Below are 15,165 nucleotides of genomic sequence, written 5' to 3' on the forward strand. Positions count from 1 at the left end.
TTCGACTGCATTGAAACCACAAAAGTCCAGACTGTCATGGGCAGCTATCGATGGTCCACCGAATCGGTGGCCAGAGACAGGCTGCTCTTGAAGTACTTGGGAGTGGATACTAAATAGTGTACGCTTTATCCGACTTTCAAGATATTAAACGATTGCTGATCTTGCCGCAAAATTCAGAATTCTAACATCTTTTATGGGCCGGAGTGGAAAAGCATTTTCACTCCGGCTTTTGTCTGTGGTGCCTCCAACACAACCGTCGAAGCTGTAACGTCTATAATTTTACATTTTTTGCAAATACTTTTACTGAGACTAGTCTTGGCCAGAAAGTGGTTGTAAAACAAGAGGATAGAGTGGGTTGCTAGACAGTTTTTGAGCGGTCCTGATAGAAAGGTTACTGTTTTTTATTGTAAATTCGATGGTTCCATTTTGTGCAGTCGATAAAACCGAAATATCCCTTATTTTGCAATTGTGTAAAAAGCTTTTATGAGGGAAGTACCCCTTATTAGATGCTGCCGCTGAGACAACTGCATATTCCGGTTTGACTATGTCCAGAAATTCTATAGAATTTGAAGTCTTAGACCCATGATGGGCCGCGAGGAGGACAGTAGAATGCAGATTAATAGCTTTGCTCAGAAGAGACTGTTCCATGGAACTGTTAATATCTCCTGGAAACAGAAAGCAGGTCGTTTCGAAGCAGGTCTTTATGATTAAACTGCTGTTAGATGTTTTGTTTCGCTGGTTGTTTCGTTTGGGGTCTTCTTTGAGATTTGCAAGACATTCCAGACTCATTTCGTCATCTTCAAGCTGGTCACCATATTTGGGAATTTTAATTGCAACACCTCTTTGCCTGGCAAAATTCACGAGTGATTTGTAGTGGCGATCATGGCCATGAACATCCCGCAGCCAGAGATGGGCAGGTGAAAAGTGTTCAATAATGTAGTGTATTCCGTTGTAGTGGTCTGCATCAGGATGGGTGACTACTATGTTGTCTATCCTGTAGATGCCTTTGGACCATAAAAAAGGTGCAACGACGGATTCCCCAACACTGATATCTGACCAGGATGAGCCTCCACTATCGATAAGTGTCACCGCCTTTGAGGTCTCTATAACTGTAGCGCTCCCCTGACCGACATCAATAAAAGTTATCACGGGGAACCGTTTGCTTTCTGTTGACCGCAGCAGATCAAAAATAAAGACAGAAAAGACCAGGATACAACTGCTAAGTATTATCGTTTTTTTATACTTTGAGTGATTAAAGGCTAGTGTGACGAAGCTATACAACACCAGGAAATAGAGAATGTTGTGCCGAAGAGGAGGGTTTGGAAGGTACATTGAAACCCATGGCCATTGTGTCATGAATTCTGCAATTTTCAGTGAGATATCGATTCCCAATGTTCCAAAAGAAAGAAAAAGGTTGGCAATTGCTGGTGAGAACCACATAAAGGGAAGGGAGAGGATACCCGCAGGCAGGCACCACAGGCATATTAGTGGTTCGATAATAAGATTTGCCAGAGGACCGATTGTAGAAATTCTATTGAATGTCGCGATACTAAACGGTGAGGTGGTAAGCGTGGCTGCCAAAGAAACCAGAAAGGCTGAGCTGAGATATCTGAGCACCTTATGGCGTGTCGACGTTTGTTTCCCTGAGGAGGGCAAGGTTTCCGGAAGTAACTTTTGTAAGATAGGGAAGATGAAAAGAATCCCGAGTATTGCCGCAAAAGAGAGCTGAAACGATACCGTAAAGAGTTGTTGTGGATCAAAAATAAGTATGATTAGGGCTGTAGCACCCACGAGTGGCGCCGGGGATTTAATTCTGTTCGTGCAGAGAGCAATAAGTACAATAGTACTCATAATTACCGCTCTGGTAACCGGGCTGTTCAGCCCGGCCAGAAGCGCGTAACCAACGAGAATGGGGATGATGAGTGCGGCTACAATTTTTCGTACTGAAAAGCGCAGGAGTAAGGTCTCGGACCTGCTGAGTAACCAGTAGCAAATGATGTAGAGAAGTGTTGCAATAACGGCAAGATGCAGGCCAGAAATTGCAAGTATATGAAAAGTGCCGCTTGCCTTGAACAGTTCAAGATCGGATCGTGATACTCCGCTCCGGTCACCCAGCAGCAACGCCCGATAGATTGATGAAAATTTTTCTGAGAGGTTATGGTCTAGATAGTTACCAATGTGGGTACGTAGCCGTTCAGGCCAATATTTTACATGCTGAATAGTGGTCCTATTGTCAGTCAACCTTTCAATGTAGAGTGGTGATCGTATAAAACCGGTGACCCAGATATCCTGCTGGGCCAGAAATCTTTCATAATCAAAGACACCTGGGGTATAGAAACTGCGGGGGCGCTTGAGATCTGCTCGCACAATAACCAGATCACCGGGTAAAATTGTAGCCGGCCACCTCCCTTGAAAAGCAAGCCTCACCTTTCCACGGGCCGGTTTTTGAAACTGCATATCTTTTTTCTGCAGGGAGAAGAGGGAAATGATAATTTTACTCATCTTACCGTCAAAGGTTACCATTTCATCTACATAGCCGGTTAAAACCGCCTCAGTGGGCCTGCTAATCTGCTGATAGATATGCTGGCTTGAAGAAGGCGGTTGCAGACTTGACAGGCCGTGGAAGTAGCCTGTCGCCAGAGTGATAAAGGGCAGAAGCAGGAGAACTGCTTTTTCCCGGTGGCGGAGATAAAGAACGAGGGTTACACCACTGAGCAGTGCTGTTGCAACGGTAAAAGTTGTTGAAATATCATAAGATTGGCTAAAAGAGGGTGAACAGGCAATTCCTGCAGTAAAGGTGAGTGCAAGGATTGCGAGAAGGTGAGTTGAAATGTATTGGGCAAGTGTTTTCAAAGTAATTGCTGGATGAGTGTAAGGTGCCTATCAATTACTCCCCTGTGATTTACCACAAAGTTTTTCGCAGCCAGACCTTGTTGTTTACGTAAGGTCTCAGATTGCAGTAACTCTCGCAGAGTTGCGGAGATTTCTTGACGATTTTTGACCAGACGTGCACCACCGCATTGCTGAAGAGATTGGGCAATTTCACTGAAGTCTTCCATGTGCGGGCCAAATAGAACGGGTTTTCCCATGGCGGCAGGCTCAATGGGGTTATGTCCTCCTTTACTGACCAGGCTTCCCCCCACAAAAGTAATCTCCGCGAGGCTGTAGCAGGAGGCAAGTTCACCAATAGTATCGAGGATGAATATATCACAGTCCTGCCTTGTATTATCGGTTCTCAGGCAGATGCTAAGCGACTGGCTTTTGGCGATTTCAATGATCTCTTTGACCCGTTTGAGGTTACGGGGCGCTATAACGAGAAAAATATCAGGGAATTCCTGTCGTATCTCGAGGTAACTTTCAATTAAAAGTTCCTCTTCTCCAGGGTGGGTGGAGCCGCAAATAAATATTGTCTTATTTGCAGGAAGAGTTGCCTGTAATTCTGCGACACCTTTGTCTCCACGAATCTCTGGCGTGTCAAATTTGAGGTTGCCAAGGGTCAGGGCTCTTGCTGGTTCAATTCCCAGCGACTGCATTTTTTCCTTATCCTCACAGGTCTGCATGCTGAGAGCTGAAAAACTCTGGAATATAGGACGGAAGAAAAAGGCCATTCTTCTGTAGCCGGAAATAGATTTTGCCGAGACCCTGCCGTTCACCAGAATGGAGGGAATTTTCTTTTTTTGTAAAAGCAGCAGGTTGTTTGGCCAGAAATCAGTTTCAACGAGAATGAAAAGACTGGGTTGGATTTTTGCATGAAAATAGCTTACAACGGGCAAAAGATCGAGTGGGCCGTCCAGAACGAGATCAACCTGGCTGGTCATAATTGAGTCTGCCACGGCCTTGCCACTTTTGGTGGTGACGGAAAAAATAATCCGGCAGTTATTGTAGCGGTTACGAAGACCGAGAATGAGGGGCTCCGCCGAGGTTGTCTCTCCGACCGAGAGTGCATGTATCCAGATTGTTGGAGCTTTGTCAGTTGAAGGTGAGATGGAAGCAATTTTTTTTCTCAGACCAAAGCCCAGACGTGAAAGAATCCTGGACCTATATTTAGAATTGCTGACCGCCACAATGAGCAGAATAGGAAAAAAAACGACTAGAAAGACAACCTGCAGCATATTATAGAGAATAAGCATAAAGCATTCAACCAATTACTGGGAGCATTTCCCTTGGGAAAAATCAATTTTTTATTTACACGTGCATCGCATTACTGCACAGTGGGGCTAGGTTACATCACAGGATGAACATAATACTCGTACAGGAAGAAGAAATACAGGGAAACTGTGTAAAGCTGAGAGACCATCGAGCTGAGCATATCGTCAAAGTTCTTCGGGCAGAGGCCGGGGAGAAGGTAAAGCTTGGTTGTATTAACGGGCCTCTGGGATATGCCACTATTGTTTCAATCAAGAAAAAATTCCCCTTTGAAGCAGAATTAGAAATTTGTCTTGTTGAGCCCATGCGGGCAAAGCCGCACCTTGATCTCATCCTTGCTCTTCCAAGGCCCATCATGCTCAAACGCATTCTCAGTCAGGTAACTGCACTTGGGGTGGGCACGATACATCTTGTAAACGCCAAAAGAGTAGAAAAAAGCTTTTGGGAAGCCTCAATCCTTGATCCTCTTGAGTATAATTTGCACCTGCTCCAGGGGTTGGAGCAGGCCGTAGACACCCGTGTGCCAGAAGTCCAGATCCATACAAAGTTTAAGCCGTTTGTTGAAGATTTTCTGCCTCAAGTGATAGGAGAATATGGCAGTTTAATTTGTGCTCACCCTCTTGGAAACAGACGTTTAACAGAAGTCATTAGCCGAGGCATGGATCGGGTGCTTCTTGCAATAGGTCCTGAAGGTGGTTGGGTTGATTATGAAGTGGATAAATTTCAGGAACAGCAGTTTGCCTGCTGTTCCATTGGTAACAGAATCCTGAAAGTGGACACAGCTGTTGTTGCACTTCATTCACAGATAACAGCATTGGGAGAAAACACCTGAAAAAAATCGTGAGAAGGAAATTACATAAAGGTCTATTAATGTAGTGGATTCGGTGTTCCTGGGTGGCCGGGTAGCCAGATTCCCCTTAATTCGTCACGAAGGTCCTCCCGTTCATTTTCTGCCAGAACTCCGAGGGAAAGTGCGAGGAAGGTCCATAGATTACTCACATAAAAATTACCATCAAAATGATGGGAGAGATCGTGAATCTGGGCATGGCAGTTTTGGCAGGGGGTTATGCAGTATGAGACCGGCAATGTTGATTTCCATTGGGCAGACATAGGTGCAACGCATACACATGGAACATAACCAGACCCACTTGTTTGCGCTCAACGCATCATCCATGCCCATGGCGGCCATGCGCAGGAATTTTCGGGGATCCATATCCAAAAGACCTGTTGCCGGACATCCTGCCGTACAGGCTCCACAGGTTAAACAAAGATTCAGGTTGCCGCCTTCTGGTAACTCCTGACATACTTTATCGAGAAGAGTCTGACGTTTTGCTGAGTCGATTCACTGTGCTTTACCCATGATTCTTCCCTGAACTATATGGCGCTTGTCTTATCCTGCCACAGCGGTTGACTGTGACAGGACTGTTTCTCGCCTGTGAGAAGTTTATGTCAGCAACCACATCCTCCAGAGCCGCAGGAGCCGGAACTGCAACCTCCTCCCACGTTCGGCAATGGATTTGCTGAAGTGATGGTAAAACCTGAACGACTTCCCGCATCGGCATAATCAACGGTAATACTACCACATTGTTCCAGGAGGTCCTTGGCGATAAGGAAGGTTAATTTCTCCTTGGCAAACAGCTCATCTGTTGCTTTTTCTTCATCAAGCGCCAGTCCAAGTGAGGGGCCTGAACAGCCGCCCTGCATCAAGGCGACTCTGAGTGATGAGGAGATATTATTGACCTGCATATATTCAACGAGTTTCTCGCTTGCGAGAGTGGTAACTTCCAGCATGTTGTTTCCTTTACATTTGATTTTTGTCGTACCTAGTAGGATATTTTGGGCTCTGAGTTTATCTCTTCTGCGTTAGGGAAGAATATTTAGTCCAGAGATGCGGATCCCCGCTAAGGGGCTTCAATAACCATTTTCAAGGGTAGACCGTTTAAGACACATGTTAATGGACAGAGTTGCTGTAAACTCACGGAAAAATAACGTTGAGTTCACAGCTATGAGACAATTAAAGTATCAACGGGTTGATCAGGAGTCAAGAAATGCTTTTCGATATTTCCTATCTAATATATAGGTTAATCCTATGCGTAGAGTTTGATGAATTGCAATGATGAATTCAGAAACTAAGGTCGATGCGGTAACCGCTAGAATTTTACAGTGTCTCGAATTAGCCGGGAGGTCCAGATACCATTCTGGCTAAAATGTGTCGTGGAGATGAGGCGCGACAATAAGTACGAGACTGATTTTGTTTCACTTTCTTATTAATAGAAAGGCTCTGTGAGGGGGAATTAAATTCAACCTCCAGGTCAACAGAGTAACCCGTGGGAGGCCCGGAGAAATCCTCGATACAAAGGTTGAAACGAAAAAATATTGTCCGATCTGTTGCAAGATAAAATCAATAATTGTTGGAGATAATCCGAATCAGATCATAAGAAGCCTGACGACCATAACCTTTCAGTCTTATGCGATATTTAGCCCCATCGTCTAGGTATATTTCCAGCATGGCAAACTGGTTGTCATAATCAGCGTCAAATCCCTCTTTTGTGCTGGTGTCTTTCCAGGGGCGTTGGTCACTTACCCCAACGTTTCCGTTCATGACAATGTAGTGGATTCCTTTAATGTTTGCATAGCCTCCGGCGTGGTCATGTCCTGAGAGTACCGCTAGGACTCTGCCGGAGTCTTCCAGGATTTTACGCACGTCAGAAGCGTTTTTGATGTTATGGTCCTGTTCATCGACACGGTCCAGAGTCTGATGGGTGAAAATCACGGATGGCAGAGAGGTGGCAGCAAGATCTTTTTTCAACCATTCCAGTTCCTGCGGTGGTATGAATGTGTCCTTCCAGGTCCAGAAAGAATCTTCAGGGGTGTTCGTATCATAGGGGCGATGGGGGAATGTGGGAGTGTAGCCGGCATCAAGTACGACAAAATGAACCCCGCCTTTGTCCCAGGAGTACCAGGTCTGGCCCTGAGGTATTCCTGTGTTTTCGATTGATTCGAGGAAAAAATCACGGGTAAGATTGTCGAATTCGTGATTACCAAGAACATGATAATGTGGTCCAAAGGAACTGAAAAGTTTTTCGATTTCTTCAAGATTTTGTACAGGGTCAGTGCCTTCGGTGATGGTGTCAACAAAGTCGCCCATTTCGATGACAAAATCAGGTTTTTCCTGCTTCATGGTAGTAACAAATTTTTCCATTTTCCCCAGAGAAGCAGAATATTTACGGGTCGCGGTGTCAGCTTTTGTGGCGTGGTGCGTGTCGGTGATAATGCCAGCTTTTACCATGGGAGTGCTTATCATTGCATTACCACTTCTCGGTAAGCCAAGTCCGGCGGCTATCCCTAAGCCTGCTGCGGCCGTGGTTCCGAGAAATTTCCGACGGTTCAGATCCATTGTGTTCTCCTTAGTGCGAATACTTGATGAAAAGATCTGAGATCATTGACCTCATTTTAATTGTTCTATAGGTAGTGGTGATACCCTTTTTCCCAATGGGCCTAACTTGAACTGTAAAAGTTATATTATATTCGGTGGCTTGGTATAGTTTCGTTAAATCTCAACGTTATAATGTAAGAGCAGGGGGCTGTGAACTGTTTGCTCTAACGGTGAAGATACCGTTGTTGAATTTGGTTATTTTTGTAGAATCGAAAAGTTCAATGAGAAAACTTCAGATACTTGAACTCAACTGTATATTAACACGTTACATAAAGAGCCGAAAAGCTCTTAAAACCGCCTGTTGATTTTCCTTAGTCGCAAGGGATATCTTGCAGCCAAAGTGAGGTGAAGTCAGCCCCTGGAGCGTGTTTTTGCAGTCGACAAGCAACTGGAGAAAGGGCTATTGCCTGAGGGCGGGGTTGACGCAGACCGGGAGATGGGTTTTTAATTGGGTGGCCTGGAAATGACAATTCAGAAGACAAAGTACACTTTAAGCGGATGAATTTTACTTAAGATTGCAGGGGAAATCATGTCTAAGGTTTTGATAGTTAAAGGTCATTTTCTGTACACCAGAACCGCTGAGAAATTTACAGTTCACAAAGACAGTTTTCTCGTCGCCGTAGATGGTCAGGTGGAAGGCATTTATCCGGTTTTACCCGAGAGGTTTAAGGAAAAACATGTTCAGGATTACGGAAACAGGCTTATCATTCCCGGCTTTGTCGACCTTCATCTCCATGCTGCCCAGTTTCTACAGTGCGGGATTGGGATGACCAAACAACTTTTAGATTGGTTGGAAGATTATACATTTGATCTTGAAAAAGAGTTTAGAGACGAAGATTTTGCCAAAAGCGCGTACTCTTGTTTTGCCCGAAAACTTTTAGCCAGCGGCACACTCAGGGCCTGTGTTTTTGCCTCCTCATCAACGACAGGAACCGAACTGCTCTTTGAAATTCTAAAAAATACAGGAATTGGTGCATATGTTGGAAAGGTTAACATGGACCGAAATGCTCCTGCCTGTATCACAGAGACCACTGAGGATTCTTTAAAGGGAACCATATATCTCATAGAAAAATACCAAAATGAACGATTGGTAAAACCAATTATAACCCCACGGTTTGCACCGACATGTTCTGACGAATTATTAAAGGGTCTCGGGGATATTGCACTCCGGTATAATGTACCTGTTCAGTCACATCTCTCTGAGAATATTGATGAAGTACAATGGGTTCAGCGTCTCTTTACCTCAGCAGAGCATTACTCGGATGTGTATTTTAAAAACAACCTATTTGGACAGACCAAGACACTTATGGCCCATGCAATCTATTTGAGTGAAGATGAGAAAATACTGGCCTTGGAAAATGGTCCTGTTCTGGTGCATTGTCCTGACTCCAACCTAAATGTCCGCAGCGGAATCATGCCAGTGAGAGAGTATTTGAATAGAGGAATTAAGGTTGGTCTGGGAAGTGATATTGCCGGAGGCCATAAAATTGGTCTGAATGAAGCAATGGTTCGTGCAGTACAAATGTCAAAACTGATTAATCTCGACAATGACGAATTAGCCCCCTTAACTCTTGCGGAAGTTTTTTATATGGGGACCAAGGCTGGGGGTAGCTTTTTTGAAAGAACAGGTAGTTTTGAAAAAGGCTATATGTTCGACGCCCTGGTTGTTGAAGATGAACCGATGGTTGCTGAAAAGTATTCCGTTGAAGACCGGCTTGAAAAATTTATCTACACTGGAGATGATCGCAATATCCTTGCAAGATATGTTGAAGGAGTGCGTTTAGAACAATAGGTTCAGATTGTTGGAGGTTCATTCGTTCACTATAAACTGATAGTACAAGATGTTCTTTCTCGCTGTTTCTTTTCTGTCTTAGACATTTTATCTCTATAAAATATTCAAGTTCATTCAGAGAGTTTTGAAATTAACTCGGGGACAGTTGTTCATCGCTTTCCCTTGACTTCGCCGTATCGTATATCTATTTTGATGTTAAATTATTCGATGTCGAAATAATGGGGGAGAAATTGAAACACAATAATCCGCAGGAAGATCAACGAGACGCGCTGAATGTATATGTCAAGCTCATGCGAGCAAGCAATAGGGTGACAACTCGAATTCATGGGCATCTCAAAGACGATAACCTGACCATCAGCCAGTTCGGGGTACTTGAGGCTTTATATCACTTAGGGCCACTTTCCCAGGGAGAATTGGGTTTGAAGATATTAAAGAGCAACGCAAATCTGACGACCGTGGTCGACAGTCTGGAAAAAAAATCATTAGTCGTGCGCGAAAGATTTGGTGATGATCGTCGCAGGGTTACTGTCAATCTTACAGAGGCTGGCAGAAAACTTATTGCCAGAGTCTTTCCCCGTCATGCAGAGATAGTTGCACGGGAGTTTAATTTTTTAACTGTTGAAGATAAAACTGCTCTTGCAAAGATCTTGAAGAAATTTAAATAAATTTTTTGGTTCAATGGATTTGATATCAAGGCAGGTACGGGCCTGTTTTAAAAATTCTACAGGGATCAGGAGTGTGCAATGAAGAGCGATTACCACAAAAATGAATCGAGGGGACTTGCTGATCACGGCTGGCTTGTAAGCAGGCACACTTTCAGTTTTGCGGATTATTATAATCCGGAGCGTATGAATTTTGGTCTGTTGCGAGTACTCAATGATGACATTGTAAAACCAGCAATGGGTTTTGCCACGCATCCCCATGACAATATGGAGATAGTATCTATTCCACTCTCCGGTTCTCTGCGGCATCAGGACAGTATGGAGAACAAACACATCATCTCAACGGGTGAAGTACAGATCATGTCAGCTGGAAGCGGGTTGACCCATTCGGAATACAATAATTCTCCTGTAGAAGATGTGAATTTTCTGCAAATATGGGTGCTGCCCAGAAACAGGGATATTGCTCCGCGGTATGGTCAAAAATTATTTGACCTATCTGAGAGACGGAACAGGTTCCAGGTACTTGTGTCACCCCGAGCCTCTGAGAAAACAATTTGGATTAATCAGGACGCCTGGTTTTCGCGAGCAGATATAGACGTTGGACAACAGGTGAGGTATGAGAAACATAACAAAGAATACGGTGTCTACTTCTTTATTATTGAAGGTAACGTCAGTATAGATGGGAACGCGTTGAATCGGCGGGATGGGCTCGGTCTGCATGGGCGTGAAGTTCATACGGTTCTTGCAGCAACCAGTGCAGAAATCCTGGCAATTGAAGTTCCATTAACCCAGTAACAAATATGAAAGTTAAGGAGAAAAAATGAAACCATTACACATTTTAGGGATATGTGGCAGTCTACGCCGGAATTCAACTAATCTCGGCCTGCTGAGATACGCTCAGGTGAATGCTCCCGAAGGTCTGAAAATTGAGCTGGCTGATCTAAAGGATGTGCCTTTTTACAATGCAGATATTCAGGAGGTTCCAGTATCTGTACAGAGACTGAAAAATAGTTTTGACAGGGCTGAAGCCCTGTTGTTTGGCTGCCCGGAATATAACTATTCCCTTGCACCAGCCCTGAAGAACGCACTCGATTGGGCTTCGCGTGTACCTGATAACTACCTGCTTGCCGGAAAACCTGTTGCGATAATGGGAGCGGGAGGTGGGGTGGGCACAGCAAGGGCTCAGTATCATCTCAGACAAGTATGTGTGTACCTGGATCTTCATCCTCTGAATAAGCCGGAGATTTTCAGCAACGCTTTTAGTGGCAGCTTTGATGAACAGGGTAACCTCGTTGATCCCAAAATACAGGAATTGATCATCCAGCAATTACAGGCCTTACAGGCTTGGGCTAAAAGGCTCCGGGCATAAATTCCAGTATTTCAATCATCAGGCCTGGGTTACGTTTTTGTCCGGGCCTCTGATATTTTTGAACACCACGGTATAGACCACCGCGAAGATAACTCCTTCTACGCAGCTCCTGAAAACCAATTCTATAGTAAAAGCCTCCTGGTAAATGTCTGTGCATCTTCCACCGAACAGCCCCTGTACTGCAGGATCAAAAGCTCCGCTACAGACCAAAGCAATTGTGTTTCTTGTTGGATACTGGTGACTGACGTAGTCAGAACTTTTGGGGCGCAGATCGAAAAGAATAAGATTTTTCATAGCTCCATGATCCCGAAGGTTTGAGCCGTAAATGGCTGATGTGCATTGATCTGGGTTGTGAGGTGAAAAATGAGTGAATGGCGACCGACGAGCTGTGTCCTGTGTGCTCAGAATTGCGGAATCCTGGTGCAGGTGGAGAATAATCTGATTGTCAAGGTGAAAGGAGAACCTGATAATCCGAGGAGCAAAGGCTATCGGTGTCGGAAAGGTCAGAAAATCGCAAAATTTCAACATCATAAAGAACGCATGACTGTGCCGCTCAAAAAGACGGCCGGCGGATGTGTAGAAATTTCCTGGGAAAAGGCGCTGTCTGAGATAGGTGAAAAGTTTCGAACTATCGTTGACCCTCTTTGTAATTGTCGTCGTATTGATGGGCCGGTTTTTAAGGCACTGTTTTTTTAAACAGGATCGCTTTCTTTGTTGCTGTAGTGGTGATAACGTCAAAAAAAAACTGTAAAAATTATTATTTCCTAAAACATTGAAGCAATTATTGACAATTGCATACATTTTCGCTCTATATGATCCTGGTTGGACCAAGTGGTATTTTTTAGTGATACCGTAGGTGGTGATTTGATAATACGAAATAAAGGTGGAGCATGGATCAAGTATCTGGAGTACTTAAGAAAATAGTGGGAGGAAGTCTGGTTAAACAGATCTTGGCAGGCATTGTTGCGGGAGTTGGTCTAGCACTCGTTGCACCTGATGCCGCTGTTTCTGCAGGGTTATTGGGAGAGATTTTTGTTGCTGCATTGAAAGCGGTTGCGCCAATTCTTGTTTTTGTGATTGTTCTAGCTTCAATTGCAAATCAGAAGACTGGTGACAACACCAATATGCGTACTATTATACTGCTTTATCTGGTTGGAACGTTTATGGCGGCCCTTACGGCTGTTGGCATGAGTTTTCTTATGCCAACCACGTTGACTCTGGTTGCAACAGACATCAGTATCTCTCCTCCTAAGGGGATTGGACAGGTGTTGCATACCCTGCTGTTTAAGATCATAGATAACCCTGTTAATGCTTTGTCGACAGGTAATTTTATTGGGATTCTCGCCTGGGCACTTGCCCTTGGGTTTTTCTTCAAAAACAGTGGCGAGCATGTCAAAAGCCTTTTAAATGATATCTCAGGTGCAGTGTCAGGAGTGGTTAAACTTGTTATTCGATTTGCACCAGTCGGAATATTTGGCCTCGTTTCACAGACAATTGCAACGACGGGTTTTTCAGCTTTTGCAGGATATGGTCAGCTTCTGGAGGTTCTTTTAGGTTCAATGCTGATCATTGCCCTGATTGTAAACCCCATCATTGTTTTCGTCATGACCAGAAAAAATCCTTATCCTCTGGTCTTTACCTGTCTTCGTGAGAGCGGAGTGACTGCTTTTTTCACCAGAAGCTCAGCTGCAAATATTCCGGTTAATATGGAGCTTTGCAAAAGGTTGAAACTTCATGAAGATACCTATTCCGTTTCAATCCCCCTCGGGGCAACAATTAATATGGCCGGTGCAGCGATTACCATAACTGTTCTGTCGCTTGCCGCGGCTCATACTCTTGGAATTGAAGTAGATATGGCAACTGCGTTGTTGCTCAGCCTTGTTGCTAGCTTGTCAGCGTGCGGTGCATCAGGAGTAGCTGGTGGGTCTCTCTTGCTTATACCTCTTGCCTGTGGTCTTTTTGGAGTTCCCAATGAGATCGCGATGCAGGTGGTCGCCGTCGGGTTTATTATCGGAGTTATTCAAGATTCAGCGGAAACTGGTTTGAACAGTTCTACGGATGTCCTCTTTACCGCGGCTGCAGATAAAAGCGTGGTTCTGGATGGCAGTGTGCTTTGTGGAGAGCCTGTCAAGGTTAAGGTGGGATAATTTTTATGGTTTGAAACGTGCCGTGTGAAGGTCACCTTTATGCAGCGCGCTCCTGTCTGTTGGCAAACTGAAAAGTGCTGTCTTTGTTTCCGTTTGATTCACCTGAAATGGGGCCTAATCGCAGAAGGCAAGGTGGATATTCTGATCTTTTTCTGGGATTCGATGCAGCCCCAGCCCCATGTGTCGATGTGAGAGCTCTTCTGCGTTTGGCAGTATTCTGTACCATTCTCACAGCGTGTAATCGTTTCACGGGGATTTCGTAATTTCTCTCCCACTCGTCGAGTCGGAATACAAGGTGAAACAGAACGATTTTGCCGAGTATATAAAACGTGAAATTACATGAGAAAAAACGTGTATCGTTCTTCTTTTGTGTTGTTTTCGTAGGTACTCTCTACCCGTTTTTCGGGTAGAGTAGGGGCGGATGTTGGTGCTTACGAGCGGTAGGCGGGGATCCCGGTCACCGCCTCACCGATGATGAGGGTGTGCATGTCATGGGTGCCTTCGTAGGTATAAACGGACTCCAGATTGGCTGAATGGCGCATGATGGGGTATTCTCCCATGATACCGTTTGCGCCCAGAATGGTCCTTGCTGTTTTGGCGATGTCCATTGCAACTTTCACGTTGTTCCTTTTTGCCATGGATACCTGTGCCGGGGTGTAGGTTCCTTTATCTTTGAGTCTGCCAAGCTGGAGGACGAGGAGCTGGCCTTTAGTCAGCTCGGTTACCATGTCGGCCAGCTTTTTTTGCTGGAGCTGAAAGGAGGCAATCTTTTTATCAAACTGGACCCGCTGCAATGCGTATTCAAGGGCTGTCTGATAACAGTTATCAGCGGCTCCCAGTGCGCCCCAGGCGATGCCATACCTTGCCTGGGTAAGGCAGCTCAGAGGTGCCTTGAGGCTTTTTGCTTTAGGGAGCATACATTTTTTTTCATCAACAATGACATTATCGAGGACAAGTTCTGAGGTGACAGAGGCTCGAAGGCTCCATTTGCCTTTCATGCGCACTGTGCTAAAGCCCGGGCTGTCCTTTTCCACGAGAAAGCCACGGATGCCGTTTTCCGTACTGGCCCAGACAATAGCCACATCGGCGATGGAGCCGTTGGTGATCCACATCTTGGCTCCATTTAAGGTCCATGTGCCATCCCCGTTTGCAACCGCCTTTGTTCTCATGCCCGAAGGATTTGAACCAAAATCAGGTTCCGTCAGGCCAAAGCAGCCGATGGCATCACCTGCGGCCATTTTCGGCAGCCAGTACTGTTTCTGGTCGTCACTGCCGTAGGTAAAAATGGGGTACATGACAAGGGAACCCTGGACAGAGGCGAAACTTCGTATTGCAGAGTCGCCACGTTCCAGCTCATACATCAGGATGCCGTAAGCTACATTGGAAAGTTCGGCGCAGCCGTATTCTTCAGGAAGATTAGGGCCAAGAAATCCAAGGCCACCCATCTTTTTTACCAGGTGAAGAGGGAACTCTTCTTTCTGGGCGTAGTCATCTATAAAAGGGATGACCTCAGCGTTAACAAATTCTCTGGCTGTCTGCTGTACCAGTTTTTCTTCATCACTGAGCAAGTCACGCAGATGCATGTAGTCAGTAAAATCCACAGTTCCACTCAT

Annotated in this window: 14 protein-coding genes and 1 pseudogene; 7 read left to right on the forward strand and 8 right to left on the reverse strand. The window is 45.0% G+C overall.

The window, feature by feature from the left end:
* Positions 1–309: 309 nt before the first annotated feature.
* Both FCL48_RS17890 and FCL48_RS17895 read right to left on the reverse strand, forming a co-directional pair.
* Positions 310–2,853 (reverse strand): DNA internalization-related competence protein ComEC/Rec2, encoded by a 2,544-nt coding sequence (locus tag FCL48_RS17890; RefSeq protein ID WP_169309273.1) that lies wholly within the window; start codon positions 2,851–2,853, stop codon positions 310–312.
* A complete protein-coding gene (locus FCL48_RS17895) occupies positions 2,850–4,130 on the reverse strand; it encodes a 3-deoxy-D-manno-octulosonic acid transferase (protein ID WP_136874164.1) in 1,281 nt (426 codons plus the stop codon). Before FCL48_RS17895 ends, FCL48_RS17890 begins: the two co-directional genes overlap by 4 nt.
* Positions 4,131–4,234: 104 nt before the next feature.
* On the opposite strand from FCL48_RS17895, the gene FCL48_RS17900 reads away from it, so the two are divergent.
* A complete protein-coding gene (locus tag FCL48_RS17900) occupies positions 4,235–4,978 on the forward strand; it encodes a 16S rRNA (uracil(1498)-N(3))-methyltransferase (RefSeq protein WP_136874166.1) in 744 nt (247 codons plus the stop codon).
* Between the two features lie 35 nt (positions 4,979–5,013).
* On the opposite strand, the gene FCL48_RS17905 is transcribed toward FCL48_RS17900, so the two are convergent.
* The 4 genes and pseudogenes from FCL48_RS17905 to FCL48_RS17920 all read right to left on the reverse strand — a co-directional run bounded on the left by FCL48_RS17905 (position 5,014) and on the right by FCL48_RS17920 (position 7,543).
* Entirely contained in the window at positions 5,014–5,256 is a 243-nt protein-coding gene (locus tag FCL48_RS17905) for a hypothetical protein (RefSeq protein WP_136874168.1), read from the reverse strand.
* Positions 5,213–5,488 (reverse strand): annotated as a pseudogene (locus tag FCL48_RS17910) (4Fe-4S dicluster domain-containing protein); the annotation flags it as partial. The gene FCL48_RS17905 and the pseudogene FCL48_RS17910, both read right to left, overlap by 44 nt.
* A gap of 107 nt (positions 5,489–5,595) precedes the next feature.
* Positions 5,596–5,937: an IscA/HesB family protein gene (locus FCL48_RS17915; protein ID WP_136874170.1), complete on the reverse strand. Its 342-nt coding sequence runs from the start codon at positions 5,935–5,937 to the stop codon at positions 5,596–5,598.
* Positions 5,938–6,547: 610 nt separating this feature from the next.
* Positions 6,548–7,543, reverse strand: a complete 996-nt coding sequence (locus tag FCL48_RS17920; RefSeq protein ID WP_136874172.1) for a metallophosphoesterase — start codon at positions 7,541–7,543, stop codon at positions 6,548–6,550.
* A gap of 568 nt (positions 7,544–8,111) precedes the next feature.
* Here FCL48_RS17920 and FCL48_RS17925 point away from each other — a divergent pair.
* The 4 genes from FCL48_RS17925 (at position 8,112) to FCL48_RS17940 (ending at position 11,405) form a co-directional block, all read left to right on the forward strand.
* A complete protein-coding gene (locus FCL48_RS17925; RefSeq protein ID WP_169309274.1) occupies positions 8,112–9,374 on the forward strand; it encodes an amidohydrolase family protein in 1,263 nt (420 codons plus the stop codon).
* Between the two features lie 230 nt (positions 9,375–9,604).
* On the forward strand, positions 9,605–10,039 hold the full coding sequence (locus FCL48_RS17930) for a MarR family winged helix-turn-helix transcriptional regulator (protein WP_205747752.1): 435 nt from the start codon (positions 9,605–9,607) through the stop codon (positions 10,037–10,039).
* 78 nt (positions 10,040–10,117) lie between these two features.
* On the forward strand, positions 10,118–10,831 hold the full coding sequence (locus tag FCL48_RS17935; RefSeq protein WP_136874178.1) for a pirin family protein: 714 nt from the start codon (positions 10,118–10,120) through the stop codon (positions 10,829–10,831).
* A 25-nt stretch (positions 10,832–10,856) separates the two neighbouring features.
* Positions 10,857–11,405 carry an NADPH-dependent FMN reductase gene (locus FCL48_RS17940; RefSeq protein WP_136874180.1) on the forward strand — a complete coding sequence of 183 codons (549 nt, stop codon included), beginning with the start codon at positions 10,857–10,859 and terminating at the stop codon, positions 11,403–11,405.
* Between the two features lie 18 nt (positions 11,406–11,423).
* On the opposite strand, the gene FCL48_RS17945 is transcribed toward FCL48_RS17940, so the two are convergent.
* A complete protein-coding gene (locus tag FCL48_RS17945) occupies positions 11,424–11,699 on the reverse strand; it encodes a hypothetical protein (RefSeq protein WP_136874182.1) in 276 nt (91 codons plus the stop codon).
* Between the two features lie 69 nt (positions 11,700–11,768).
* Here FCL48_RS17945 and FCL48_RS17950 point away from each other — a divergent pair, with 69 nt between their 5' ends.
* Together FCL48_RS17950 and sstT are read left to right on the forward strand one after the other, a co-directional pair.
* On the forward strand, positions 11,769–12,101 hold the full coding sequence (locus FCL48_RS17950; protein ID WP_136874184.1) for a hypothetical protein: 333 nt from the start codon (positions 11,769–11,771) through the stop codon (positions 12,099–12,101).
* Positions 12,102–12,295: 194 nt separating this feature from the next.
* The gene (gene sstT / locus FCL48_RS17955; protein ID WP_136874186.1) at positions 12,296–13,552 is read left to right on the forward strand and encodes a serine/threonine transporter SstT; all 1,257 of its coding nucleotides are present in this window, start codon (positions 12,296–12,298) and stop codon (positions 13,550–13,552) included.
* Positions 13,553–13,983: 431 nt separating this feature from the next.
* Here sstT and FCL48_RS17960 read toward each other — a convergent pair whose 3' ends face one another.
* Complete coding sequence (locus tag FCL48_RS17960) at positions 13,984–15,165, reverse strand: acyl-CoA dehydrogenase family protein (protein WP_136874188.1); 1,182 nt, start codon at positions 15,163–15,165, stop codon at positions 13,984–13,986.

The organism is Desulforhopalus sp. IMCC35007 (assembly GCF_005116575.1).
Taxonomy (GTDB): domain Bacteria; phylum Desulfobacterota; class Desulfobulbia; order Desulfobulbales; family Desulfocapsaceae; genus Desulforhopalus_A.